20 protein-coding genes are annotated in these 25467 nt (G+C 56.0%); 11 read left to right on the forward strand and 9 right to left on the reverse strand.

Annotated elements, in window-relative coordinates:
- Nucleotides 1-78 precede the first annotated feature (78 nt).
- The 3 genes from VQ830_RS11840 to VQ830_RS11850 are packed head-to-tail and all read left to right on the forward strand — an operon-like array spanning nt 79 to nt 2662.
- Nucleotides 79-1236: an LLM class flavin-dependent oxidoreductase gene (locus tag VQ830_RS11840; RefSeq protein ID WP_337268303.1), complete on the forward strand. Its 1158-nt coding sequence runs from the start codon at nt 79-81 to the stop codon at nt 1234-1236.
- Nucleotides 1236-2129 carry an aldo/keto reductase gene (locus VQ830_RS11845; protein WP_337268304.1) on the forward strand — a complete coding sequence of 298 codons (894 nt, stop codon included), beginning with the start codon at nt 1236-1238 and terminating at the stop codon, nt 2127-2129. The genes VQ830_RS11840 and VQ830_RS11845 overlap by 1 nt, the downstream gene beginning before the upstream one ends.
- Nucleotides 2126-2662 carry a flavin reductase family protein gene (locus VQ830_RS11850; RefSeq protein ID WP_337268305.1) on the forward strand — a complete coding sequence of 179 codons (537 nt, stop codon included), beginning with the start codon at nt 2126-2128 and terminating at the stop codon, nt 2660-2662. Before VQ830_RS11845 ends, VQ830_RS11850 begins: the two co-directional genes overlap by 4 nt.
- Here VQ830_RS11850 and VQ830_RS11855 read toward each other — a convergent pair.
- Nucleotides 2643-3713 carry a LacI family DNA-binding transcriptional regulator gene (locus VQ830_RS11855; RefSeq protein WP_337268306.1) on the reverse strand — a complete coding sequence of 357 codons (1071 nt, stop codon included), beginning with the start codon at nt 3711-3713 and terminating at the stop codon, nt 2643-2645. The two genes, VQ830_RS11850 and VQ830_RS11855, sit on opposite strands and share 20 nt — an antisense overlap.
- A gap of 215 nt (nt 3714-3928) precedes the next feature.
- Between VQ830_RS11855 and VQ830_RS11860 the strand changes: the two genes are divergently transcribed.
- The 3 genes from VQ830_RS11860 (at nt 3929) to VQ830_RS11870 (ending at nt 7529) form a co-directional block, all read left to right on the forward strand.
- The gene (locus VQ830_RS11860) at nt 3929-4765 is read left to right on the forward strand and encodes an ABC transporter substrate-binding protein (RefSeq protein ID WP_337268307.1); all 837 of its coding nucleotides are present in this window, start codon (nt 3929-3931) and stop codon (nt 4763-4765) included.
- Nucleotides 4766-4850: 85 nt separating this feature from the next.
- The gene (locus VQ830_RS11865; protein ID WP_337268308.1) at nt 4851-6365 is read left to right on the forward strand and encodes an amino acid ABC transporter permease/ATP-binding protein; all 1515 of its coding nucleotides are present in this window, start codon (nt 4851-4853) and stop codon (nt 6363-6365) included.
- Nucleotides 6366-6404: 39 nt separating this feature from the next.
- Nucleotides 6405-7529 (forward strand): NAD(P)/FAD-dependent oxidoreductase, encoded by a 1125-nt coding sequence (locus VQ830_RS11870; protein WP_337268309.1) that lies wholly within the window; start codon nt 6405-6407, stop codon nt 7527-7529.
- Between the two features lie 33 nt (nt 7530-7562).
- On the opposite strand, the gene VQ830_RS11875 is transcribed toward VQ830_RS11870, so the two are convergent.
- From VQ830_RS11875 to VQ830_RS11905, 7 genes are all read right to left on the reverse strand, one after another.
- On the reverse strand, nt 7563-7982 hold the full coding sequence (locus VQ830_RS11875; protein WP_337268310.1) for a response regulator: 420 nt from the start codon (nt 7980-7982) through the stop codon (nt 7563-7565).
- 310 nt (nt 7983-8292) lie between these two features.
- Nucleotides 8293-9312, reverse strand: coding sequence for a carbohydrate kinase family protein (locus VQ830_RS11880; RefSeq protein WP_337268311.1), 1020 nt, complete (start codon nt 9310-9312; stop codon nt 8293-8295).
- A complete protein-coding gene (locus tag VQ830_RS11885) occupies nt 9309-10340 on the reverse strand; it encodes a hypothetical protein (protein ID WP_337268312.1) in 1032 nt (343 codons plus the stop codon). Before VQ830_RS11885 ends, VQ830_RS11880 begins: the two co-directional genes overlap by 4 nt.
- Before the next feature lie 51 nt (nt 10341-10391).
- Complete coding sequence (locus VQ830_RS11890; RefSeq protein ID WP_337268313.1) at nt 10392-11195, reverse strand: ATP-binding cassette domain-containing protein; 804 nt, start codon at nt 11193-11195, stop codon at nt 10392-10394.
- Nucleotides 11195-12181: an ABC transporter permease gene (locus tag VQ830_RS11895; RefSeq protein WP_337268314.1), complete on the reverse strand. Its 987-nt coding sequence runs from the start codon at nt 12179-12181 to the stop codon at nt 11195-11197. The genes VQ830_RS11890 and VQ830_RS11895 overlap by 1 nt, the downstream gene beginning before the upstream one ends.
- Before the next feature lie 115 nt (nt 12182-12296).
- A complete protein-coding gene (locus tag VQ830_RS11900; protein ID WP_337268315.1) occupies nt 12297-13310 on the reverse strand; it encodes a substrate-binding domain-containing protein in 1014 nt (337 codons plus the stop codon).
- A gap of 161 nt (nt 13311-13471) precedes the next feature.
- Nucleotides 13472-15028 carry an FGGY-family carbohydrate kinase gene (locus VQ830_RS11905; RefSeq protein ID WP_337268316.1) on the reverse strand — a complete coding sequence of 519 codons (1557 nt, stop codon included), beginning with the start codon at nt 15026-15028 and terminating at the stop codon, nt 13472-13474.
- Nucleotides 15029-15191: 163 nt separating this feature from the next.
- Between VQ830_RS11905 and VQ830_RS11910 the strand changes: the two genes are divergently transcribed.
- Entirely contained in the window at nt 15192-16463 is a 1272-nt protein-coding gene (locus VQ830_RS11910; RefSeq protein ID WP_337268317.1) for an ROK family transcriptional regulator, read from the forward strand.
- Nucleotides 16464-16520: 57 nt separating this feature from the next.
- Here the strand turns inward: VQ830_RS11910 and VQ830_RS11915 are convergent, their stop codons facing one another.
- The gene (locus VQ830_RS11915; protein ID WP_337268318.1) at nt 16521-17060 is read right to left on the reverse strand and encodes a Pycsar system effector family protein; all 540 of its coding nucleotides are present in this window, start codon (nt 17058-17060) and stop codon (nt 16521-16523) included.
- Nucleotides 17061-17190: 130 nt separating this feature from the next.
- Between VQ830_RS11915 and VQ830_RS11920 the strand changes: the two genes are divergently transcribed.
- The 4 genes from VQ830_RS11920 (at nt 17191) to VQ830_RS11935 (ending at nt 25434) form a co-directional block, all read left to right on the forward strand.
- Complete coding sequence (locus VQ830_RS11920) at nt 17191-20814, forward strand: FecR domain-containing protein (RefSeq protein ID WP_337268319.1); 3624 nt, start codon at nt 17191-17193, stop codon at nt 20812-20814.
- A 1-nt stretch (nt 20815) separates the two neighbouring features.
- Nucleotides 20816-22651 carry a CHASE2 domain-containing protein gene (locus VQ830_RS11925; RefSeq protein ID WP_337268320.1) on the forward strand — a complete coding sequence of 612 codons (1836 nt, stop codon included), beginning with the start codon at nt 20816-20818 and terminating at the stop codon, nt 22649-22651.
- Between the two features lie 251 nt (nt 22652-22902).
- Nucleotides 22903-24432, forward strand: a complete 1530-nt coding sequence (locus VQ830_RS11930) for an ABC transporter substrate-binding protein (RefSeq protein WP_337268321.1) — start codon at nt 22903-22905, stop codon at nt 24430-24432.
- A 60-nt stretch (nt 24433-24492) separates the two neighbouring features.
- Entirely contained in the window at nt 24493-25434 is a 942-nt protein-coding gene (locus tag VQ830_RS11935) for an ABC transporter permease (RefSeq protein WP_337268322.1), read from the forward strand.
- Nucleotides 25435-25467 lie beyond the last annotated feature (33 nt).

The raw sequence follows: 25467 nt of genomic DNA on the forward strand, positions 1-25467 counted from the left end.
CCCTCGAATTGATACACGATTGATCTACGTATCGCATAGTGCTACCCATTAGACAATCCGAGAACGTGGAGGAAGAAGATGACTGTCGTGCCGATTACCTCTCCGGATCTGGATGCCGCCGAGGTCTCATGGTTTTCGGCGCTCTGCTCGGACGATTACCGCTATTTAGGGGTGCCTGAAGACGATCTGCGATCGAGTTGGGCGCATTGTTCAGCAATTACCAGGAAGGCAGAAGAGCTCGGCTTCCGCAATATATTGTGCCCTTCGTCGTATCAGGTCGGCCAGGACACCTTGAGCTTTGTCGCCAGTTGCGCACCTATCACGCAGAACATTAACTTCCTGGCAGCTATACGTTGCGGCGAGATGCAGCCGATCATGCTGGCGCGCACGGTCGCGACGCTCGACCATATGCTGCAAGGCCGCCTAACGCTGAATATCATCAGTTCGGATTTTCCAGGCGAAGTTGCGGATAGCGCTTATCGCTATCTCAGAAGCCATGAAGTCGTGCAGATCCTGCGCCAAGCATGGACGCAGGACAGCATCGATCATGAAGGCGAGATCTATCGCTTCAAGGGCGTCTCAACGGAACCGGCGCGCCCGTATCAGCAGAACGGTGGTCCTCTTCTCTACTTTGGCGGCTATTCCCCTGACGCTCTCGAACTGTGCGGCGCGCAATGCGACGTTTATCTTATGTGGCCGGAAACGCGCGAGCAGCTTGCTGATCGCATGCGCGCGGTTCATGCCAGAGCCGAAGCCCATGGCAGAACGCTTGACTACGGGCTGCGGGTACATGTGATTGTTCGCGACACTGAAAAAGAAGCGCGCGACTACGCGGAGCATCTCGTTTCAAAGCTGAACGATGAATATGGAAAACTGATCCGTGAACGCGCTCATGACAGCATTTCTCTAGGCGTTGCGCATCAGGCACGCATGCGCGAACTTGCCGACCAATATGGTTATGTCGAACCGCATTTATGGACAGAGATCGGGCGCGCGCGCTCTGGATGCGGAGCGGCCCTTGTCGGGTCAACCGATCAGGTTCTGACAAAACTGGAAGATTATCAAAAGATGGGCATTCGCGCTTTCATTCTGTCCGGCTATCCGCATCTGGACGAGGCCGAGCATTTCGGAACCAGAATCTTGCCGCAGATGAAGACATGCTCCCTGCCACATGTCCGGGGCCGCGTCCCTGCTTCAACCCCTGCAACACCGCTTGGAACGGGAAAACGTCACTAATGGAACGAATCCGCCTCTCCGCCAATGTAGAATTTAGCCGCCTTGTCTATGGTTTATGGCGTCTCGGCGACGATGCCGACACTTCGTCTGCCCATGTGAGAGCGAAAGTCGAAGCTTGTCTCGAGCAAGGCATTACAACCATGGATCACGCAGACATTTATGGCGGATACACGGGCGAAGCGATCTTCGGTGGCGCACTGAAAGAGACACCCTCTTTGCGTGATCGCATCGAGATCGTGACGAAGTGCGGCATCGTTGCACCGGCTGGACGCCATGCAGCCGCGCGCGTCAAGCATTATGACACAAGCCGTCGGCACATCGAAGCATCGCTGGAGACCTCTTTGCGCGAGATGGGAACCGACCACGTCGATCTCCTCTTGATCCACAGGCCGGACCCGATGATCGATCCGGAAGAGACGGGCGCTGCTCTTGATGCGGTTGTCGCATCAGGTAAGGCAAAAGCGGTCGGTGTGTCCAATTTCCGACCCTGGGACTTTAGCCTTCTACAGTCGGCGATGAGCCAAAGGTTGGTAACCAACCAGATTGAAATCAGCCTGCTGGCAGCCGATTGCTTCACAAATGGCGATCTTGCATTCCTTCAGGAGCGGCAGGTAAAGCCGATGGCGTGGTCGCCACTCGGTGGGGGACGTCTTTTTGATGCAACCAACCGCACGCTTTCTGATCGATTGGACAAGATTGCAACCGCGCAAAGCGCTGAAAAAAGCGCGGTCGCCGTTGCATGGCTTCTCGCCCATCCTTCAAAGATCCTTCCCGTGCTCGGTACCAACTCCCTTTCGCGCATCAAGACCATCTCGGAAGCAACAAAGGTCGTGATCGATCGTCAGGCCTGGTTTGAACTCTACACTGCCGCCATTGGCCGAGATGTGGCATGAGGCAAAATCCGCTCCAGACGGGGCCCGTCACACGAGAGCAAAGCTTTGTTCCTAACGGCAACACGGGTGATGAGTTTCGTCGCTCATTAGGTCGCTTTGCAACCGGCGTGACCGTCGTAACCACAGCAACGGGGAATGGGCCTTTAGGGATGACGGCCAACAGCTTTACATCCGTTTCGCTCGACCCACCACTCATCCTCTGGTCTGTCGCGAAGACTTCTTCTCGCTATGTCTTCTTCTCCGAAGCGACGCATTTTGCTGTTCATGTCCTGGCGAAGGAAGAAGCAGCCATCGCCGTACGCTTTGCGAAAAGCGGCAGCGCATTTGAGGGGATTTCCTGGATCGGCAATGAAGAGGGTGTGCCTATCATCAACGGGACGCTCGCACGGTTTGAATGCTCAATTGCCGCTCGTCACGATGCCGGAGATCATACAATCCTCATCGGGCATGTTCTGCGCGCTGCCCACCGCGAAGGAGACCCTCTCTGCTTTTCTCAGGGCGTATTCGGCGGCTTTACATCTTCTCTGGAATGAGGCCAGCCGTGGAGCCACGTTCGATCAACGCGGTCGGTAAAACCTGATGACGCGGCGCCCCAGCTTTTCCCTTAAGCCGCTCGATCAACATTTTAGCGGCGGCTTCTCCCAGTTGATAGACGGGCTGCTGCACAACAGTGACCGAAGGCGAGGTGACCGAGGTCCAATCAGCGTCATGAAAGCAGACGAGCGCAAGCCGATCCGGAATTCCGATATTCATATCGCGCGCCGCTTTGAAGAGTTCGAGTGCGATCAAACTATCAGATGCAATGATTGCCGACGGGGCAGCGTCGCCATCCAGCAAATCCTTTGCGATCGCTCGCGTTTGTTTGGCGCCGACGGCACCTAGCCTTACCGTCCCTTGAACCGCATTGCGATTGCAGGCGTCGATAAAGCCCTCCACGCGCTCTCGCACCGAGGCGGTATAAAGATCCACCGGACCGCGATAGACTTGCCCCGGTACGCCGCAGGCGGTGAGATAGGCAATGTTGCGATGGCCGCGATCGATGAGCAATTGTGCGACCGCGCTGGCTGCTGCCCTGTCGTCGGCCGTGGCCATATCAACGCGCAATTCCTTGACTGCCCGGTCGAGCAACGTTATCGGCCGACCGGTCTTCAGAATTTCTATCAGATGCTCGATATCGCTGTCACTTGCCGGCGAAACGATGAGGCCATCGACCCGCTTGGCGACGAGCATCTTGACCGCCGAACGTTCAAAGGCGACGTCCTCACCGGAATTTGCGAGGACGACGTTGAAGCCAGCAGCACGCGCAACATCAGAAATTCCCCGAACCGCCGAACTAAAAAACGGGTTCTCTATATCACCGACGACAACACCAATCGTGCCGGAGCGCCCTGTGGTCATGCTGCGGGCTAACTCATTCGGCCGATATTCCAGCTCCTTGGCAACCGCTTCGACCCTTTCGCGTACGGCATCACTGACAACCCCGTAGCGCCCAAGCACACGGGCCGCAGTTGCTTTCGAAACACCCGCGGCGCGAGCGACATCGGCGACCGTGGCCGCTGCTTTCTGAGGTTTTGCGTCATCCATGAAACAATGCTTTACAAGACATATTGACGGCCGGTCAACGCGAATATATCAATTCGTTTACAGCAAAGAGACCGGTCTCATCACATCTGAGACCGGTCTCTTTGCAAAGATGAGAGATGGGCGGCGAAGATGTCGCGAAGGGAAAATATCCCTTCTGGTACGGCTTACGTTCAAGACCTGTCCCAAAAAACTTGCCACCAGATGGAGAACAAGAAATGAACCCCGCGCAGATATCTTACGCCTTGCTGACCCGTTTCCGTGCCGCCGCATTCGTGGTTGCCGCCACCGTTGCAGGCGGCATAGCCACCAATGCAGTTGCTGCAGATAATCCATATAATCTCATCGATCCCAAAGTGATCAGCGTTGGTACGATGGGCGATTCAAAGCCTTACACCTTCACCAAGGCCGACGGGACCTTCACCGGCTTTGATATCGAGCTGTTCCTGAACGTCGCGGAGCGTATGGGCTTCAAAAAGGATCAGGTCGTCTTCACCGGCCAGGAATTTTCCGCACTTTTGCCCTCCGTCGCAAATGAACGTTTCGATGTTGCCGTCGCGGCAATCGGCAACACTGAAAAGCGCAGACAGACCGTCGACTTCTCGGACGGCTATCTTGCCGGTTATCTCTCCGTGTTGACGGCAGATGCAAAGCTGACCGATGTCGCCGCCTTGAAAGGCAAACGGTTGGGCGTCGTACAAGGTACGCTTCAGGAAATCTACGCGCAGAAGAACTTTCCGGAAACGGACCTCGTCAAATTTCCCGACAACAACTCTGCCGTGTCGGCTCTCAACAATGGAACGGTCGACGCTCACTTCCTCGATTACGAAGCGGCCAAGGACTATACGACGCGCTATCCCAGCTTGAAGGTCGCCATCAACATCCCCAGCTTCGACGCGCCCGCAGGCTTTGTCGTTCGCAAAGGCAACGACGCCTTGCGCACAGCTTTGAACAAGGGGCTTCATGAAGCGATGCAGGACGGCACGTGGAAAACGCTCTATGAGAAGTGGTTCCCAGGTTCACCGATGCCAGAGGCATATCTTCCCAAGAAATGAGGTAGTCGGCCCTGGTCCCTGCGACCGGGGCCCTTTCGCAACCGCTAGACCTGGCGGTGCTCCTTACTCCTAGAGAGTGTCACTTATGAACTGGTTTGAGAACCTGCGGCGAAGCTTTTTTGACTGGAACGCGATGGCCGAGGTTTTGCCGACCATGCTGACAGTCGGCCTGAAGAACACCCTCATCCTTGCGGCAGCTTCGACCGTGCTCGGCGTTATCATCGGAATGATCCTCGCTATCATGGGAATCTCGCGCTCGCCCTGGCTGCGCATACCAGCGCGCATCTATACCGATATCTTCCGCGGCCTTCCCGCCATCGTCACCATCCTCCTGATCGGCCAAGGCTTCGCGCGCATTGGGCGGGAGCTCTTCGGACCGTCGCCCTACCCTCTTGGCATCATGGCGCTTAGCCTCATTGCGGGCGCCTATATCGGCGAAATTTTTCGCTCGGGCATACAGAGCATCGATCGCGGCCAGATGGAGGCCTGCCGTGCCCTCAGCATGAGTTATGGTCAGGGCATGCGGCTGATCGTCGTACCGCAGGGTGTGCGGCGCGTTTTGCCGGCGCTCGTCAACCAGTTTATCGGCAATGTCAAAGATTCGAGCCTTGTCTATTTCCTCGGGCTTTTGGCAACCGAACGCGAAATTTTCCGCGTCGGTCAGGATCAGGCCGTTGTGACAGGCAATCTTTCACCGCTTTTGCTCGCCGGCATCTTTTATCTCGTTGTCACGGTTCCCCTGACGCATGTGGTCAACGCCATCGATAATCGCCTAAGGCTTGGCAAGCGGCCCTCATCCATTACGAGCGGTCTCGAGGAGGTCTCGGAACTGGATGATGCAAACCGGCCCAAAGACAAAGGTCGTCCGGCATTCAAGGGCGGCAGCTTTGAGGTGAAAGGTCTGCATATGGCCTATGGGGAGCTTGAAGTTCTCAAGGGCGTGGATCTGACTGTCAAGCCGGGGAGCGTGACCTGCATCATTGGCCCGTCGGGCTCTGGAAAATCCACGCTACTGCGCTGCCTGAACCGTCTCGTGGAGCCCAAAGGCGGCACGCTCCTGCTCGATCGGGAAGATATCCTCGCGCTGAAGCCGGAAAAGCTGCGCAGACGCGTCGGGATGGTTTTCCAGCATTTCAACCTCTTCCCGGATCACACCGCGCTCGAGAACGTCATGCTTTCTCTTATCAAGATCAAGGGCATGCCGAAGGCAGAGGCAGAGCGCATCGCCAAGGCAAGGCTTGCCGATGTTGGTCTGGCAAGCCGTCAGCATCATCGACCAGGCGGATTGTCAGGCGGCCAGCAGCAACGTGTCGCCATTGCCCGCGCGCTGGCGATGGATCCTGAAGTGATCCTCTTTGATGAAGTGACCAGCGCGCTCGACCCAGAGCTTGTCAAAGGCGTGTTGAACCTGATGGCTCAGCTTGGAGAGGGCGGCATGACGATGGTGGTCGTGACGCACGAAATGGGCTTTGCGCGACGCGTTGCCGATCAGGTCATCTTCATGGATGAGGGCCGGGTCGTCGAGGCGGGCGCGCCTGATGCGATCTTTGACTCTCCCCAGAGCCCACGCCTCAAGCGCTTCCTGGCGGAAGTCCTTTGATTTCCTTTTTTATGAAGAACCAAACTTGGAAGAACGACAATGAATGAGACAAAAATTTCCTCGGCAGTCATCATAGGCGGCGGCATTTTTGGGATTTCCAGCGCTGTTCACCTCCAACGCCATGGCGTTGCGGTCACGTTGATCAATGACGGACCTCTGGCCAATGGCGCGTCCGGTCGATCACTTTCGTGGCTCAATTCTGCGCGTATGCGCTCCAATCCCTATCACCTGTTGCGGATGGCCGGTATCGACCGGTATCGCACGCTTGCAAGCCGTCTTGGCCCGGTGGAGTGGCTGTCGTTCAAGGGGGGCCTGACTTGGGATGCGGACGACGCAAGCAATGAGATCGAAGCCGCTTTTCAACATGAAGTGTCCCTCGGTTATGATGCTCGACATCTTGAACCGAAGGAAATCGCGGCAGTGACACCCGGCCTTAATCCTGCGAGGGTGACCCCACAAGGCGCGATTTTCAATCCCGGCGAGGGATGGGTTGATTTGCCATCGCTCGTAAAATTCCTGGCGGAAGAGTTCAAAAAGGCTGGAGGAAAGCTCGTCACCGATCAAGGTAGCGCAAAGGTTGTCGTTGAGAATGGACGCGCGGTTGGCGCTGAAACCATTCAAGGTGAACGCTTCTCCGTAGATGCCGTATTGATCGCAACTGGGGCGGCGGTTCCGAAAATGGCCGGGGAGCTCAACCAGCCGATCAAAGATGGGACGCCGATCGCTCTGCTCGTCGCGACAAAGCCACTGCAGCATCCTCTGGAAGCTGTCTTGAACACACCACGGGTTGCTGTTCGTCCAGCGCCGGGCGGCTCGTTCTTTATTGATGCAGACTGGGCAGCAGATGAAGTCGAAACGCGAGACGATGGGAGCTACCACGTCAAGCAGTCGACGGTTGACGGATTGCTCGCCGAGGCCTCCAAAATACTGGACGGCAATCCAAGACTTCAAGTGGAATGGTATCGCGCTGGGCCGAAACCCATCCCAGGCGACGGCGAGCCGGTTGTTGGGGTTTTGCCATCGGTGAAAAACTGTCATGTCGCGTTCAGCCATAGCGGGGCGACGCTAGGCCTGATCATCGGAGAACTGACGGCCTATGAGATGGCGACGGGCCTGCGTCACCCCATGCTCGCGACGTTCCGCCCGGAACGATTTGCGGCATAGGATGCAAATTTTAGGCTGGCAGCAATGCCAGCCCTATCGTCTAACAAATCTTTCCAGGCGGATAACATTGGACGCCCTGAATGCCTCGGCTTCCTTTTCCCTCAATCGCGGAAGATCGCGTACGAGTGCATCGATGTTGTAGGGCTTGGGCAGGAAACTTGCTCCTAGCGGCAAGTCTTTTGCGTGGACATTATGGCCGGAGGCCACGACGATCTGGGTCAACGGCATGGTACTTGCCACAAGCCTTGCAAGGTCGAGGCCGTGGAGAGGACCCGGCATATCAACATCGGTGATAACCGTTCGGATATTCTCATGAAGCGCCAGAGCCGCCACTGCCTCCAGGACAGTGGATGCCTCAATCACCGCATAACCGGCCTCAGACAGTGCATCCGCAAGAGCCATGCGGATCAAGGCTTCGTCATCGACTACTAAAACTGCTGCCATCGACGTCATGTCTTGTCTCCCGCTGTTGACGACGATTCAACGCGTCAAGATGAAAAACAGGTCAGCTTAGGCGGAAAAGAAATCAGTATATGTTTAATAAAATGCGAACTAACTCGCCTTTAACGGCAGGCCCATGAAGTCGGGCGGCCTTTCGCGCCCGAAATTTGACACGTCGCTTTAAGACGTAGTTCGCGATAAGCAATTGATAATTCTATTCTTTCGAATCTTCATCAATGAAGTCATTACTGAACGTGCAAAGCGACGAGCAAAGGTTTGAGTTTACGAACATTAACATCAAACCAAACATCGTATTATCCAGTCACAGCTCGCGGGATCCCCATTGATCAGCGAGGGCAAGGCATTCCTGCCAAGACACCATTGCGCCTGTCGTTGTGACGCTGCGCAACGAGACGGCGGCAGCGGCATGAGCAAGGCGTAGACACGCCTTCAGGCTCCAGTCTTCGTGTATACCGTAGAGCATACCAGCGGCAAAGGCATCGCCTGCCCCGTTTGCGCCGCGAATTTCAGTTTCGGGAATGGCGACTGATGGCAAGGTAATGCTCTCCCCATCGCGGCTTACCGCAAGGGCAAAAGTCGGACAATGAACGACAACCTTTTGCATCGCGCCTCTTGCAAGCACAACATGTGCGGCTGCCTGACAAGCTTTGAGATCAGTCTCATCAGACCGTACCGTCTCCAAGCCCGCGATGGCCCCAATCTCCCGATCGTTGACGATCAGAAAATCGAGATGGTCAAGGCAGGGCGCGACCAGCGCGGCCATCAACTCGCTTGCGATGCTCGCAAGCTCGAGATTGGTTTGAAGACCAGCGGCACGTGCCTTCTTAAGGATTGCCACCCAGCCATTTGGCTCGTCTTGCCATGGACGATCGAGAAGGGGATGCACGCCTGGTAGACCGAGGTGCAAATATCGCATTCGGGTGCTGGAGAAATCGAAATGATCCGGCGTCAAGAGTGCCCCCACACCGGAATGAAAAATATGGGTTCGTCTGTGGGACGCGCGAGACACGAACGCGTCGCAAAACTGTGTCGCAGCGGCATTCGTTACCTTCATCTGCCGCGTGTCGAGCCCGGCCCCCTTTGCCAGGCTTAGCAGGTACCGCCCGTTATCATCGTCTCCCACAAGACCAATCGTCTCGATTGGAATCCTGGCGTCAAGTATCTTGACGTCGATGGCAAGATTGCAACTCGGACCGCCGCCATGGCGCTCTTCATCCAAGAGTTCTGCAAGGGAATCCTCTCCCGGCCAATGGCTGACGGTACGATTGTAATCGACCACCCAGCTCCCACCGGTCAAAATTCCGAAGCGCTCGGATATCATTTGCTCTGTTCCGGCTTCAGGACATTTTCGGTGACGACGTTATCGGCCGATAGCTCCCTGATTGGCGTTATACCGCCTTTCTCAAGGCTCGCGTGATAGGCCTTGACGGCTTCGCCTGGCGCTATGGTGCCAGATGCAACTTCGCGCATGAAGCGAACCATAGCGAGCGGATCTTCCGCAAGATTGATCTTGCGACCAAACAGAGCGACTCTTGCGCCAAACCGCTCCGCCTGATGCAAAAGCTCAAAGCAATCTCGGGTTGTCCCCGCACCGCCTCCCAGCACGCCCACGAGAACACTTGGATCATAGGACGCAAGTTCATCAAGCGCTTTCGCTCCATTGAAGGGGATCTTCAGGAATTGAGGACGATCTGCCTTCATGACGCCTGCCAGGCATCGCATGATCATGTCATTGATATAAAATGGTAGTTTTTCGCCGTCGATCCCGCTTTCGACGTTCGGGTTGAATACCTCCAGGAAATATTTGAAGTTGTTTCGCGCGGCATCGTCGCGGAAGGATCCAAACTCTTCCAGCGCCTGATGATCACGTTCGAGATCATTGTTGAATGTAATCGAATAAAGTCCCAGATCCGTCCCGGTGACGGGCTTTCCTGGTGCGGGATCAACGGTGCCTGTCATGACACGCGACAAAGACGCAGTGCGGAACGGTCGCGATGCATGCCGCACATATCCGGCACCACGGCACACCCACACATCGGTCGTGTCGTTGGCGCGAATGGCGGGTTTGACCGCGCTGTCTCGATAAACGCCCATGTCGATCAATGCCTCCATGTTGGAAGCGGACGTCAGCATGATATCGACGATGTCCTGTTCGACGATCGCACGGATGTTTTCGAGGAATTCCGGTCGCGTATAATAACGAGACCAACTGCCGTCCTTCTCGCGCTTAGGCCCGCACGAGGTAATACTGGGACCCATGTCCCCGTCCTTGGCATCAGCAATGATGAAGTCGCTGCGGGAATATTGACCGGCACGAATTCGGGAAAGCTTCTCGTCGAGACGATACATTCATTAGCTCCATTGATGATCAGTCCGCTCCTCGGCGAGCTGGACAAAAGGTCATGCCTTTGCGGCCCCGGTCATGATCGCCACCACATCATTCATCGAGTGACTTTGAGGTGTGACGACAGCAGCGCGCCGACCCAGCCGCATGATATGAATGCGGTCTGCGATATCGAAGACGTTGGGCATGTTGTGGCTGATGAGAACAACCGCCAGACCGCGATCGCGAATAGAGCGGATGAGCTCCAGCACCTGGCCTGTTTCCCGAACGCCGAGTGCAGCGGTGGGCTCATCCATAATAACCAGCTTGCGCGCGAACAGAGCTGCACGCGCAACAGCGACACCTTGCCGCTGTCCCCCCGACAGGGATTCTACGGCATTGTTAATCGCAGGAAGCCGGAATTTCAGGTCGCTCATCGCGCGTTGCGCGTCTTCGCGCATGCGCTTTTTGTCGAGCCGGCGAAACAGAGTTCCCATGAGACCCGACCGCCGTAACTCGCGGCCAAGAAAAAGATTGGAAGCAATGTCGAGGGCCGGTGCGACAGCGAGATCCTGGTAGACGGTTTCTATACCTGCCTGCCGCGCTTCCAGTGGCCCTTTGAATTGCACTGGGACCCCGTCCACCAAGATCTCACCACTGGTTGGCCGCACTGCTCCAGTAAGAGCCTTGATGAGCGTGCTCTTGCCGGCACCGTTGTCGCCGACAACAGCAAGGATCTCCCCGGCGCGCAGTTCAAAATCGACGCCGTCAAGAGCCGTGACATGACCGTAAGTTTTGACAAGGTTGCGCGCTTCCATGACGATGCTCGGCGGCTGATCGGCTGAGGAACGACCTTCCAAGTTGGTGGTATTCATCGACATCAGCTTTTCCTCCGCGACATCTGATCGAAGGCGACGGCGACGATGACCAGAATGCCCGTCACCAGATCCTGCCAAAGCGGATCGATACCGGCGAGAGTGAGACCATTTCTTAAAACGCCAATGATCAAGGCTCCAATAAGCGTACCGACCAATCCACCGCGGCCGCCAAACAGGCTTGTCCCGCCAATGACAACGGCCGTGATGGAATCGAGGTTGGCGGTCTGCATGGCATTTGGATCGGCATTTGGAATGCGACCGAGGGCGAGCCAGGCGGCAATGCCATAGACAAGTCCTGCAAGCGTATAGACGGACACCAGATGACGATTGACAGGGATGCCGACGAGGCGTGCCGCCTCCTTGTTGTTGCCGATCGCATAGACATGCCGGCCCCATTTCGTCTCGTTCAGCATAAACCAGACAATGCCATAGAGCGCGAACATGACGAGGACGCCATAGGTCGTCACGAAGCCCGCCAGCTTCATCGTGTTTCCGGTCCAAGCCAGGAACGGATCTTGCACGGCAAATGCACCGCCCTGCGAAATCAATCGCAGCGCCGCCGTCAAAATCCCGAGAATACCGAGCGTCACGATAAACGGCGGCAGTTTCAGCGCGCTGACCAGACTGCCGGCGACCAAACCCGATATGGTGCAGAGCAGGACAGCAAAACCCATCGATAAAACGGGGTCATAGCCCAAGTTTGTCAATTTGCCGGCAACGATGGTGCCAAGAACGCAGATTGCACCAACAGCCAAATCAATGCCGGCGGTAAGAATGACCAAGGTTTGACCAATGGCCAAAACGCCGATGATGACGGTCTGCTGAAGGATGATCGACAAATTATGCGTTGCATAGAAACGTTCATTTGTGATCGCGAAAATCAGGCAAAAGCCAATCAAAACCAGCAGCGGCCCAACCGAGGGCGCGTTGAAGAGGCGGGTCTTCAAACTCGTCGACTTGTCCGGAGTGGAAACGGCTGCTCTTTCCATGAAACCCTCATTCCTGGTACGACCGTTAGAGGAATCCGACCGCCTCTCTCGGTAGTCGGATCCATAGTCGACATCGGCCCCGCGGCTTGGTGCGCTTTAGGGCTAGAGGTGCATCTCAGTCACCCCAGCAGTTCTTGAGTCCCCAGGCGGTATCCTTGGATTCCAGCCCCTGAACGGGCTTATCGCTGATGAGATAAGAGCCGGTATTCACGAACCCGCTTGGTTTCTTCCCAGACGACGCGTACTCCACAACGGCATCGACGCCCATGGACGCCATTTTGTAAGGGAACTGCATGACGGTGGCGGCAATCTTGCCAGCCTTGACGTCGCGTACACCTGCACATCCGCCGTCGATCGAAGTCAGCATAACGTCGCCTTCCTTGCCGAAGGACTTTAGCGCTGCATAGGCGCCAGCCGCTGCTGGCTCGTTGATCGTGTAGACAGCATTGATGTCGCCATTCTTCGATAGGAGGTTTTCCATACCGATCTGGGCTTTGTCCTGCGCGCCATTCGTGATCGCCGAACCTGCAATGGAGGGGGAATTCGCTTCGAGACCAAAGCCTTTCAGGTATCCATCGTGGCGGAACGTATCGACTGTGCCTCCGGGCGTACCGTCAAGCATGGCGACGATAGCCTTTTTGTCGCCCATTGCTTTGCGCGCGTAAGCACCTTGCTGCACACCGGCTTCAAAATTGTCTGTGGCGAAGGTGGCATCGACTGCTTCAGCCGGGTCGGTCGCCGTATCGAGAGCAATGACCAGAACGCCAGCGTCACGAGCCTTCTTAATAACGCTCAACATGCCGGACGAATTATTCGGTGTTACAAGGATGCCTTTGGCACCCGCACTGATCAATGCCTCGATGGCTGCAACTTGCCCCTCGTTGTCACCGTCGAACTTACCGGCTCGGGCGATCAATTTCACGCCCTTCTCCTTGGCGCGCTCTTCAGCCGCCTGCCGCATCTTGACGAAGAAGGGATTGACTTCGGTCTTGGTGACGAGACCGACGATGACGTCTTGCGCTCCAGCCATGCCGGGTGCGATGGCCAAACCAAGCATAAGACCGCAAGCACCGACACTAGCTCGATACGCATGCGAACGAGCGTATGCGCGAATCCGATAAAACGACATGAATTCCTCCCGAATGTGCAATGCCTCTAGGCGCTGGAGCCCGTCCGGCAAGCCTCTCCTCAAAGGCCAGGATGATTAACTCATCGATTTTGCATAAAGTCAAATTAATTAGGCAGTTATTTTGAGTATTTTTATACAAAACAGCCTTGGCTGATCGTAAATTACACTGCTGGAAGATCCTTGAGGGAATGCATGACGGAATGGATGTCTTGCTGGCCTGCCAAGTCTCGATAGACGGCATAGACAGATTGATAGATATCAGAACTGGTCCGTCGTGGCTCAAAGCGCATAAGGTTCCTCGCTCCGAAACGGGCTGCGCCTTCGACATAGTCTACGACCACGCCACTGGCGACCGCACCATGTATCGCGGCACCGACTGCCGTAATATTGGCGATCTCCGGCACTTCAATCGGACGATCAAAGACATCTGTCATGATCTGGATCAAGAGAGGATTGGTGCGTACCAAGCCGCTTGCCATAAGCACGCGCTCAGGCTGAAGTCCACCTTGCGGAAACAGATCGAACACCATGCGTGCGCCAAAGCAGAGGCTTTCCATCAAAGCCTGGTAAATTTCGGCGGCTGTTGTTTGCCGGCTGAGACCAGCGAGAAGACCTGAGAGATTACCGTCAGCAAATGGCACCCGATTGCCGCCGAGCCAATCGAGCGCAACCATGCGCCCTGCCGCGGGACCAAGGCTCGCGGCGTCTTCATTGTAGCGTTTAAAGCTGCTTGCCATGTCGGCGCCTCGCGGAAATGTGCGAACGAACCAAGCGAGCGTATCGCCGAAACTCGGCTGGCCTGCCTCATAGCACCAGATATTGCGCATGGAGCCATTAAAGGCGAAGCCCTCAATGCCCGGCGGCAAGGGCTTATAGGCGTCACTGAGGTAGAGATAAGCTGCCGAGGTCCCAAGAGCGCCAACGAAGCAGCCTTGCGAGACAGCGCCAACTGCGGCCAGCATTACGTGGGAGTCGATGACAGCGACGGCAACGGAAGCATCTCCTTCTATTCCAGTCATCCCACGCCAGTACTGCGTGAGCGATCCTGCCCGCGACCCGACTGCCAATGGCCTCGAAAGTCGGGGGACAAGACCCGGCACGACGTCCTCCGGATAGCCTGTTTCCGAGGAAAACTGTGCTTTATAGGCAGCAAAACCCAGGCCCCGCGCCTCCTGGCCGGTCAACTGCCAGACGAGCCAATCGCCGGCCTCGATAAAGCGCTCGGTTTCAGCCCAGACAGAAGGTGCCTCATCAGCAATCTGAGCGGCCTTTGCAAGCAGCCATTCGCCCGATACACGCCCGCCGAAATTTTGGAAATAGGGGGACGGTTGTGCGTTGATCCGATCGGCATAGATCTGTGCGTTGTGCTTCCAGAGCTTGACGTATGCATGCGGCTCGCTGGGATAGAATTGCGACAGCGGCTCACCGTCAGATCGTGCCGGAAGAGGTGAACTGGCCGTAAAGCCAATGCCAATGCCATCGACGATCCGCCCCTCGCCGAGCGTTGTCAGAATGTCGCGAGCTGCTTGCAGATAATCATGGGGATCCTGCAGAAAAAACGCCGGTGGCAGCGACGTTCCGTCCGGCAACGACTGCGTTATGATACCGTGCTTATAAGCACAGATACGCTCGGCCACCTGCTGCCCTGTGCCCACGTCTATCAAGACGCCGCGCGCCGATTCTGATCCGAAATCGAGACCGATGAGATAATGTGCCAAGAGCGCTCCATAGTTGAAGAGGCTCCACATTTATCTTCATCGAACAGAGATTGGCAATCTTATGTTTAAAAAAATACATAAGTTATCTCGAATACTTTATTTCTGCAGGTCGCTTTATCTCTTCTCCGGTTGCCGCTAAAGCGGAGGAACGATAGGAGTTGCAATGGCACGTCGAAGGCAAACTCATTCCCGATCGACGCTCGAAGGCGCAGGAGAGATTTTGTCGCTCATTGCGACAGGATTAGCATCGTCACGTGCAGAACTACTAAACTTTTCCGGGCTGTCGCGAGCCACAGTCACCCAACGCCTCAATGCCTTGCTGGAAAGCCAGCTGGTGCGCGAAACCGAAAAGACCTTGCCGAGCGGCGGGCGGCCAACGAGAACATTGGCCGTCGACCCAGCGAGCGGCTTTTTATTGGTCGCCAACATCGGTGAGACCCACATTCACGTTGCGGCAATGGATCTCGGTCCGGCAATTATCGCGCAATCGACCCTGTCCTTTTCTGTCGATCAAGGGCCGAATTCGATCCTCAAGCAGATGGAGGATGCATTTGAAGCGCTAGCACGACAGGCGCAGCAGACCCATGGATTGTTCACTGGCATCAGTCTTAGTTTACCAACGCCCGTCGATTTCAAGCGGGGCCTTGTCGTCGGGCCCTCGGTTCTGACCGGATGGGACGAGTTCGATATTATCGGACGCTTGACGCAACGATTTTCAGTGCCGGTTTACGTCGAAAACGACGTGAACCTGATGACGATCTTCGAACATAAACGGCGCTTTCCCCCCGCTGAAGACATGCTTTTCGTGAAAATCGGCACCGGCATCGGCAGCGGTATGATGAGCGGTGGCCGGTTGTTTCGTGGCGCCCAGGGAGCCGCCGGCGATATAGGTCACATTCAGTTTCTATCTGAAGACGCCCCGCTCTGTCGTTGCGGCAAGTTCGGCTGCGTCGAAGCGCGTGCGGCAGGCTGGGCGGTAGCCAGGGATCTTTCGGCACTCGGCATTCCCGCTGAAAACGCTCGTGATGTGATCAATCTCGCTCAACAACGGATTCCTGAAGCACTTATGTTGTTGCGGGCCGCTGGACGCACGATTGGCGAAGTGATTTCCGACGTCGTCAGCATCATCAATCCAAGCCTTATCGTCGTCGGCGGAACCCTGGCGCAAGGCGGCGAGCTATTGCTGTCAGGCATTCGCGAACTCGTATACCAGCGCTGCCTGCCGCTCGCGACGCGCGACCTTACCATCGTTCTTTCAACAGAGACCGAGGACAGCGCGCTGTTTGGCGCCGCCTACTTGCTGTTGGGCGATGTCTTCTCTCCAGGTAAGGTCGGCCTCGTCTTGGAACGGTTCGCTGCGAGAAGTGCGAGCGACAAAAGCAGAACGGCAGAGCCTTCCAAGAAACCACGCCCGCGCCGCAGCCCCGGCAATTAGCAGGCGCGGATAATCTGTGAATATCCAAGCGCGCGCGAAGACGTCATGCATAGGCAGCTATATCAGCACAAGAAGCAGCACATACGACACTACGGTTACCATGAGAGCTCGGAAAGCAAAGACGACACATCGGTATTTGCTTCTAGCGATCCCCGAGAGAATGTCGGCGTTATCGACATACTGCGAAAACAGGTAATCTCGATCCGCATTGTAAGCCGCATCCAGAAAACCCTGGCGCAATTTTGGCCAGGCGCCCCAGAAGAGTGACGTTGATTTGGAGACATGGCGCGGTAGAACAACGAGGATTGCTGCAAGAATACAAAGGATCGATGCCGTCGCCAAAATGGCGGAAAGGACCATTCCCTGAGCGGTCGCACCAAGGTAACGATTAACAGTGAAAACCGCTCTTCCCTCGCTTGAGCTGACGAGGAATGCGAGCATGAATGTAAATATATAAGCAGCCTTTTGATCCGAAAGCTTTATCTGATCATAGAAGACATCGTTGATCTTTTTTATGTGATCGAAATAGGCCGAGTTGATGCCAGCTTTGGTAGGTTCGCTTACCATCAGCTCGTCTGACTGACTAAAATCCGTCATTGTCCTTCCCCGTGCCCCCAAGAAGTGTAGCCGACAATACACGCCTCTACTAAAATTTCATATTCGAATACTCTGATATTGACATTGCGCCAAGCAAACTTCAGGAGATTACTACTGGGGGACTTGAGACATGAAGTACAGATGCGGGGGCATCGTGCTATTGCTGTTGGCTGTCACATCGGCGACGCCCGCAGAAGCCGATCCAATCCAGAGAATTTCATCGCCATCCGGCTCTGTTATTGACCGCAAGTCTGGTGAAGAGGTGCGCTTCGTCGACTTGTCCGACTGGCGCAACGTCGAGCTTCATCAGGATCTTCTCGGCGGCGATACGCTTCGCACCAACGCGACCGGCCAACTGGCCATTCTTTTTGCCGATCACACACAAGTCCGACTCGGCAGGAATTCCTCTCTGCAGGTCAAGCAGATGGCATCGAGCGGCGATACCATCCTCAACCTTCAATCCGGCAGCATGTGGGCCCGCGCGCAGCGCGGAGGCTCCGGCCTGACGGTCGAGACGCCAGCTGCCGCGGCTGCCATTCGCGGCACCGACTGGACCTTGACCGTTAAAGGAGATCAAACCTCTCTGATCGTGCTGGAAGGCCATGTCGAATTCAAGAACGAGCATGGCAGCGTGCAGGTTGCGCAGGGAGAAGCGGCCGTTGCAACAATTGGCCAGGCACCACGCAAACTGATCATCGTTGCGCCCGATGACCACGAACAGATGCTTTTTTATCTGACGTTGCGAAGCGGCTTTACGTTCATGCCCGCCTCCCCCTTGCCAATCCAAGAGATGCGCCGCGAACGCGCACGGCTTGGCGCGCTTCCTGAAACGGCGCGGTCAACGGAAGACTGGATCACGCTTGCCGAAGTTCAACTGACGTTCGACGGAAAAGACGCCGCGCTACAATCGCTCCGCATCGCGCTGAGCCGGCCTTTGTCTTCACGCCAAAAAGCGCGGATCGCGTTGATTGAGGCTCTAGTGGCGGGAGCTCGAAAAAATTATGGAGAGGCGGCAAAGCTCTTCCAAAAGGCTCAAGCCGGGCTGGACTCGAGGCGACGCAGTATTGCGGCGTATGGCGCCTATTATGCTCGCTCGCTTGCAGATCCAAACCGCCAGGAGAAGCCGCCGTCGCATGTCACTGGCCCCTATGCGTCTGTCATGAAGGCCTACACTTCCGGTTTCCTTCAGGATATTCCGGCAGCCATTAAGACGATCAAGGACGCGGAAGCGCGCTACCCGTCCGATGCAACGCTTCCCGCCTTGCGCTCCATGCTCGCGCAACTCATCAATGATCGCGTTCAGATGCGCGAGGCAATTGATCGATCCCTATCGCTCGATCCTGACGAGCCCAATGCGCTTCAGGCGCGCGCCCGATACAAAAGCGACTTCCAAGGTGATCTGAACGGCGCTCTAAGCGATCTCAACAGATCGATTGCAATCGCGCCGGGTGACGCCATGTCCTGGAACGACCTTGGTCTGCTCCAGGCCGAGAGAGGTGCATCCCGAGAAGCGGAGGCAGCTCTACGGCGCTCCGTGGAACTTGATCCCGACGATCCGATCGGCCATGCCAATTTAGCTGTGTTTCTTCTCGATCAATCGAGGGTCAAAGAAGCAAAACAGGAGATTGATAAGGCGCTGGAGGCCGACCCGGCTTTTGCCGTAGCCCTCCTGGCCAGAGGACGGTATTACCTGCAAACTGACCAGACCGAAAAGGCAGTAGACGACCTACTTGCGGCAGCGACTGCCAACCCGGCCTATTCGCAGGCGCAGCTTCTGCTGGCGGCAGCCCACTACGAGAACAAAGATCGCGAACCTTCAAACCAGGCACTGGACAATGCCGATCGGCTCGACAAGAACGACCCAGTGATCTCATCCTTCAGAACCGCTCTGGCCATAGACAGCTACGATGCGGATGGCGCAATCCGCAATGCGCAAGAATATTTGCGCCGAACGAGGGCAAGAGGCGGTAACTATACCTCGTTGGGCGCCAATCAGGATGCGGGTTCGACGCTTAATAATGCCTTTCGCCTGCAGGGTCTCGACGCCTGGGGGCAATATTACGGCGATGTGGTCTTTGATCCTTTCAGCGGCAGCTCTTACATCGACCAGTCTCTTCGCGGCAACGTCAATCCGCTCGCCAACTCGTTTCTTTATGGCGACAGCGTCATCAACAATCGGCAGAACAGCGCATCTTTCTCCTCGCTCATTCAGGGCCTGATGTTCGATCCGCACATGATTTCCGGTCGTTCGCGCTCAGCCAATCTTTTGCGGCAGCCCTTTCTGGAAGGCTCATTGGGTGTCGGCACGACGCTTGTTGGCAGCAAGGCGGGATTGATCGGAGAGGCCGAAATTCAGGGTTTTTCCAATACGCCCGTTCCCGTCAGTGGGTATGCAAACTTCCGGTGGGAAAAAACACCGGATACGAGCCGGGAGTTTGACCGAGGCCTTGGCGCGCTTGATGTCGATTCAAATACAAAAATTCTCGGCGGAAACGCATATTTGACGGCGACCGTCAGCCCGGATGATCGGGTCGTCGGCTATATCAATCACTCTGACTCCAAGTTTGATTTCAATATTCCCGTTCCGGGCGTCGTCCCCTTTGCTGGCGTCATCTACGGTCTCGACAACAAGTTCACGACCGCTGGTCTTGGATGGAGCCATACATTCGGCTACCGGGACGTAGTGAATGCAGCTGTCTTCTACAGCGCTCTGGATACCACCCTGGATCAGACCGTAGCTTTACCAGCAGCAATTGGCGCGCAAGCCAATGTCAGACAGCAAAGCTATGTCGCAGCCGTCAATCATACGCTCGGCGACGACGACCTGACTTGGCGCTACGGCATCGAAGGCGGGATTATTCACGACAAGAGCATAAGCTCCTCTTCTATTGTGGGAATCCCAGTCGGAACGACAACAACCGAAGGCGATGAAACCTATGGCCGCGCTTATGTCGATCTGCTGCATGAGATAACGCCAGACCTCAAGGCCGAGTACGGCCTTTTCGGAACGCTTCTGCAAGGCGATGTCACTGATTTTACACGGCTGGAGCCGCGCATTGGGCTCGGCTGGTCACCCGTGTCAGGTCACTGGCTCAGGGTTGGGTATATTCGACAGGGGACAGACACCGGAACACCCACGCTTGGCCCGATCGGCATCCTCGGCATGCAGCCAAATGAATTTGGTATCGGCGTCGAAGGCTATTCAGATACATTCTCGGCGCGATGGGATGCGGAATGGAACGATTGGCTCTTTACCACAGTCGATTATCAACACCAGCGCTTCCGTGATCTATCGATCAACGACATCATCATCCGCTCTTCATTCGAGTCAAGGAAGGCTGAGGCGGACCGCGTATCCTTCACAACAAACGTAGCGCTTAGCCACGGTTTCGGTCTTTCCGCGACGTATGCTCTTACGGCCTCTGATGACAGGGATCCCGCCAGCGCCACATTCGGCCGCGACATCGTCTTCCTTCCCAAGAATTCGGCACAGGTTGCTCTCACATGGGTGAACGAAGCAAACATCCGCGCTACCGTTGCCGCAAATTCCGTCGGGAAGCGGTATGGCGATGTCGGCGGACAGAAACTGGATGATTACTGGACGCTCGACGCAAGCCTTATCTGGGAGCCGCTCGACAAGAGGTTCGCGCTTGAAGCCGCAGCTTACAATCTGCTGGATGAAAAGTTCAAGGTTTCCTCGGATTTCAACGGCTGGGGACGCGTCTTCAAGGGAACGCTGAAGGTTCGTTTCTGAAATGCTGAGGGCGTCACACCAGCTTGCGGAGCTACGGCAAAGCCACAAGCTCCTGCGTTCGCGGCATCTAAGACTGTTGATCGTCTGCGTTGCGGTCTTCATCATGATCATCGCTCTCTCAAGACTGCCCGCTTGGGAACTGCTGGAGCTTCGAAGCTTCGATCTCATTTCGACGATCAACCTGCCAGATTTGCCGGATGATGCGCCCGTCATCGTTGCAATCGACGAACCGTCGTTGTCTGCCCTGAACGTGCAATGGCCATGGCCAAGATCTCTGCATGCGCGTTTGATTGAGCAGTTGCGAGCGTCCGGGGCGAAGGCGATCGGACTTGACATCATCATGGCGGAGCCATCGACACCAGGCAATGACGCTGCAATGACTGCCGCAGTGAGGTCAGATGTGGTTCTTGCAGGGGACGAAACCACTATCCCCACCCCGCAGGCAGACCAGACTATACGCGCTTTGCCACTTGCCGATTTTACGGCGGCGGGCGCAAAGGCTGGCATTGCCTCGATCGATCTTAGCCGCGATGGCGTATTCCGCACCATCCCGAAGTATGACGATGGCTTTGCGCGCGTACTTGCATCGATTGCGGACAATCAAGCCTATGGAAACGCGACAGCTGCCTTGGTTCAAACCTTCGGACCGGCCAGAACCTATCCAACGGTTTCCTATTATCAGGCTCTCGACCCGCAAAATTTCTTGCCAAAGGGCATCTTCAAGGACCGTGTCGTTTTGGTCGGCCTCAGCTTGCAGAATGCACCGTCGATTGACAAAGGCGGTGCAGACGCATTCGCGACTGCCTATACAGTCCACACGGGCAAACTCGTGTCAGGCGTTGAGATACAGGCCACCATCTTCGACAACTTGCGTCACAATCTGGCGATCGCAAGAGGTAGTACGGTCACGTCCGTCCTCTGCCTTCTGGCTGCGATTGCCTTTGCTGCTGTGACGGTTCTGCGCAGCACTGGCGGCTGGACGGTTTGGGCAGCGTTAGGTGCGGGCATTGTTTTCGTCGCTGCCAGCTATCTTGCCGTGAGGCTGGAGCACATTTTCATCTCACCTGTCGCGGCATCGATTGCTTTTGCTTCCGTTGCAATCGGACAAGCAGCGTTCGACTATGCCGAGGAGCGGCGAAACAAGAAACAGATTACGCGCGCCTTCTCCCAATATCTCTCGCCGGATCTCGTGAAGCGGCTTTCGTCCGATCCTGCTCAATTGCGTCTTGGTGGGGAACGACGCGTTCTGACCATCCTGTTTTCCGATGTCCGAGGCTTCACAACCATTGCCGAAACTCTGAAGGATGATCCGGAACAACTTACGACTTTGATCAATCGTCTTCTGACGCCGCTTTCGGATGTCGTCATGGATCATGGAGGAACCATCGACAAATTCATGGGCGATTGCATTATGGCGTTTTGGAACGCCCCCTTGGATGATCCGAAACACGCACAGCACGCTGTCGAGGCGGCCCTTGCGATGCAACAAGCAATCGCGTCGCTCAACAGGGAACTCGAGGCTGAAGCCAAGGCGAATGATCGCACCGCACATTATCTGGCGATGGGCGTTGGCATCAACACCGGTGAGTGCGTCGTCGGCAATATGGGTTCGATGCGACGGTTTGACTATTCGTGCCTCGGAGATGCCGTCAATCTGGCGTCCCGACTGGAGGGCGCATCAAAAAATTACGAAGTTCCTCTGCTCATCGGCGAGGAGACAGCGCGACAGGTCTCACATCTTTTCAACGTAAGGGAAGTCGATCGCATCGTAGTGAAAGGCCGCACCGAACTGTCGCCCGTTTACTCGGTCTATGGCCGGAAGACTACGACGATTTAGAGCCAAGAGCAGCCTCTCAGATCACCTCTTAAACCATCTTCCTCAAGCGCCAACATTCTTCATCCCGGATCCTTCAAGGCGGGACGGATACGTCAGATGGCGTCAGTTTGTCCAAAAGGGCAATCTTCGCCAGCGCGCAGTTTCCCGCGGAAGTTTGTCCTTCCGTATTGACAGACGCACCCACACCGCTATTCTCTTATAAAAATCTAAATAACATAATAATGGAACAACGAGAACGTGGGAGTGTCTTAATGCGAATGAAATTGGCTTTCCTGGTCACCACCGCAATCATAGCGATTGCCGGCGCAGCTCCTGCACAGGAAAAAGGCGGGGTCATCAACGTTGCGACTATTGGCGAGCCGCCGACGCTGGACCCCATGGTTTCGACTGCCGATCTCGTCGGCATTGTCACTCAGCATATCTTCGAGACGCTCTACACCTTCGATAAGACTTGGAACGTAACTCCACTCCTTGCGCAGGATCTGCCGACGATCAGCGCGGACGGCAAGACCTACGATATCAAGCTTCGGACCGGCATCAAGTTTCATGACGGCAGCGACATGACGTCGAAGGACGTTGTTGCCTCTCTCAATCGCTGGATGAAAGTGGCCACACGTGGCAAGCAGGCATCCGCTTTTATTGACAAAATTGCGGAGAATGGCGCGGACGGCGTGAAGATCACGCTAAAGCAGCCCTATGCGCCTTTGCTGTCTTTGCTTGCCTTCAACAACTCCGCCGCCATCATCATCCCGTCCGAAAAGCAGGATGAACCGATGAAGGAGTTCATCGGCACGGGCCCTTACATGCTGAAAGAACGCAAGGCCGACCAGTATATTCAGCTCACGCGTTTTGACGGCTATAAATCGCGCAGCGGCGAGAGCGATGGCTATGGTGGCGCTCGGCATCAGTATCTCGACGAAATCCGTTTCGTGCCCGTGCCCGATGCGAATACCCGCGTGGAAGCTGCCGTTTCCGGTCAATATCAATATGTCGATTCGATCCCGGTAGAGAGCTATGATCGCATCAAGGCGTCGAGCGCCTCAGATGCAATGATGCTCAAACCCTTCGGTTATCCGGTCTTTGTCTTCAATACCAAAGAGGGGATCGCATCCAACTTGACGGTGCGGAAGACTATTACAAAGGCACTGAGCATGGAGGACATGCTGGCCGCCGCCTTCGGAAGCAAGGATTTTTACGCGCTTGACGGTGCTTACTATCCCAAAAGCTACAGCTGGCATACCGAAGCAGGTGTTGAGGGCAACTACAATCTCGCCAATCCTGAAGAGGCTGCTGAAGAGTTGAAGGCGGCAGGCTACAAGGGCGAGCCACTGCGGATCCTGACAAGCCGCCAATATGAATTCCACTACAAGATGGCACAGGTCGCGGCAGAGTATCTGAAGCTCGCCGGCCTCAACGTGGATCTTCAGGTGGTGGACTGGGCAACGCTGACGCAAAGGCGTACGGATCCAAAGCTCTGGGACATCTACATCACGCACAGCCCCTTCCTGCCAGAGCCGGCCTTGATCGGAGCCTTGTCGACCAGTTCTCCCGGCTGGTGGGACACGCCGGCACGCAAGGCCGCGGTTGATGCCTTCACAGCTGAAAGCGATCCGAAGAAACGCGTTGAACTATGGGCCAACGTTCAAAAGTCAATCTACGACGAGCTACCGCTGATCAAGATCGGCGACTTCAACGCCGTCGCCGCCAAATCGAAAACGCTTGATGGCGTGGACCCTGCTCCGTGGCCCTACTTCTGGAACGCTTCTATCAAGAAGCAATGACAGCAACTTCGACCGGTCGGCGGCCCAGTGCCGCCTGCCCCCGGCCACGGCGAGCTCCCTATGATACGCTATATCCTCAACCGCCTGTTCGGCATGGTGCTGGTGATGTTTCTGGTCGTCACCATCGTCTTTGTCATCCTTCGCATCACGCCCGGCGATCCGGCGGCGGTGATGCTTGGGCCAGATGCGACAGCGGCAGATGTGGCGGCGCTGCGCACGCGTCTCGGGCTCGACCAGCCGATCCTGATACAATATGTGTTCTATCTTGGTCAGCTCCTGAAGGGTGATCTGGGACAGTCGATTTTCCTCAACATCCCCGTGACCAGCGCACTGATCGAACGGGCAGAGCCGACCTTCTTTCTGACCCTGTTTTCGCTCGTCATCGCGAGTTTGATCGCGCTGCCGATCGGTATCTATGCCGCCCATCGGCGCGGCTCCTTTATCGATCAGGCCGCAACGACGCTCGCGATGCTAGCCGCCAGCATCCCCAGCTTCTGGTTGGGCCTGATCCTGATGCAGATCTTCGCAGTGCGGCTGCAGATCTTCCCCGTTTCAGGCTACGGTGGCCCGGGCTCCAGCTTCTTCGAGCGCATGTATCATCTGACCTTGCCGGCACTTGCGCTCGGGCTCGTTTCATCCGCGCTGATCCTGCGGTTCACGCGCGCCTCCATGCTCGACGTTCTCGGAGATGATTACGTCCGGACGGCTCGAGCCAAGGGCCTGAGCGAGCGGCGGGTGGTCTTGAAGCATGCTCTCAAGAACGCTCTGATTCCGATCCTAACGGTCCTCGGTCTCACCGCGGCAGTGCTGGTGTCGGGCGCGGTCGTTACCGAAACCGTCTTCGGCCTTCCAGGCGTCGGTAGCCTTGTCGTTTCCGCTGTGCTGCGGCGGGACTATCCAGTGATTCAGGGAACACTTCTGGTGGTGGCCGGACTTTATGTCCTCATCAATTTCGCCATCGACATGCTCTACATCCTCGTTGATCCAAGGGTGCGCTACTAATGACCGACACCACATTGACGCCCCCGACAGGCG

This window comes from Oryzifoliimicrobium ureilyticum, assembly GCF_037199735.1.
Taxonomy (GTDB): Bacteria; Pseudomonadota; Alphaproteobacteria; order Rhizobiales; family Rhizobiaceae; genus Rhizobium; species Rhizobium ureilyticus.

Bases quoted from the DNA above. Each gene is read 5' to 3' on its own strand.
- VQ830_RS11840 (WP_337268303.1), top strand. From the start codon at position 79: ATGACTGTCGTGCCGATTACCTCTCCGGATCTGGATGCCGCCGAGGTC.
- VQ830_RS11845 (WP_337268304.1), top strand. From the start codon at position 1,236: ATGGAACGAATCCGCCTCTCCGCCAATGTAGAATTTAGCCGCCTTGTC.
- VQ830_RS11850 (WP_337268305.1), top strand. From the start codon at position 2,126: ATGAGGCAAAATCCGCTCCAGACGGGGCCCGTCACACGAGAGCAAAGC.
- VQ830_RS11855 (WP_337268306.1), bottom strand. From the start codon at position 3,713: ATGGATGACGCAAAACCTCAGAAAGCAGCGGCCACGGTCGCCGATGTC.
- VQ830_RS11860 (WP_337268307.1), top strand. From the start codon at position 3,929: ATGAACCCCGCGCAGATATCTTACGCCTTGCTGACCCGTTTCCGTGCC.
- VQ830_RS11865 (WP_337268308.1), top strand. From the start codon at position 4,851: ATGAACTGGTTTGAGAACCTGCGGCGAAGCTTTTTTGACTGGAACGCG.
- VQ830_RS11870 (WP_337268309.1), top strand. From the start codon at position 6,405: ATGAATGAGACAAAAATTTCCTCGGCAGTCATCATAGGCGGCGGCATT.
- VQ830_RS11875 (WP_337268310.1), bottom strand. From the start codon at position 7,982: ATGACGTCGATGGCAGCAGTTTTAGTAGTCGATGACGAAGCCTTGATC.
- VQ830_RS11880 (WP_337268311.1), bottom strand. From the start codon at position 9,312: ATGATATCCGAGCGCTTCGGAATTTTGACCGGTGGGAGCTGGGTGGTC.
- VQ830_RS11885 (WP_337268312.1), bottom strand. From the start codon at position 10,340: ATGTATCGTCTCGACGAGAAGCTTTCCCGAATTCGTGCCGGTCAATAT.
- VQ830_RS11890 (WP_337268313.1), bottom strand. From the start codon at position 11,195: ATGTCGATGAATACCACCAACTTGGAAGGTCGTTCCTCAGCCGATCAG.
- VQ830_RS11895 (WP_337268314.1), bottom strand. From the start codon at position 12,181: ATGGAAAGAGCAGCCGTTTCCACTCCGGACAAGTCGACGAGTTTGAAG.
- VQ830_RS11900 (WP_337268315.1), bottom strand. From the start codon at position 13,310: ATGTCGTTTTATCGGATTCGCGCATACGCTCGTTCGCATGCGTATCGA.
- VQ830_RS11910 (WP_337268317.1), top strand. From the start codon at position 15,192: ATGGCACGTCGAAGGCAAACTCATTCCCGATCGACGCTCGAAGGCGCA.
- VQ830_RS11915 (WP_337268318.1), bottom strand. From the start codon at position 17,060: ATGACGGATTTTAGTCAGTCAGACGAGCTGATGGTAAGCGAACCTACC.
- VQ830_RS11920 (WP_337268319.1), top strand. From the start codon at position 17,191: ATGAAGTACAGATGCGGGGGCATCGTGCTATTGCTGTTGGCTGTCACA.
- VQ830_RS11925 (WP_337268320.1), top strand. From the start codon at position 20,816: ATGCTGAGGGCGTCACACCAGCTTGCGGAGCTACGGCAAAGCCACAAG.
- VQ830_RS11930 (WP_337268321.1), top strand. From the start codon at position 22,903: ATGCGAATGAAATTGGCTTTCCTGGTCACCACCGCAATCATAGCGATT.
- VQ830_RS11935 (WP_337268322.1), top strand. From the start codon at position 24,493: ATGATACGCTATATCCTCAACCGCCTGTTCGGCATGGTGCTGGTGATG.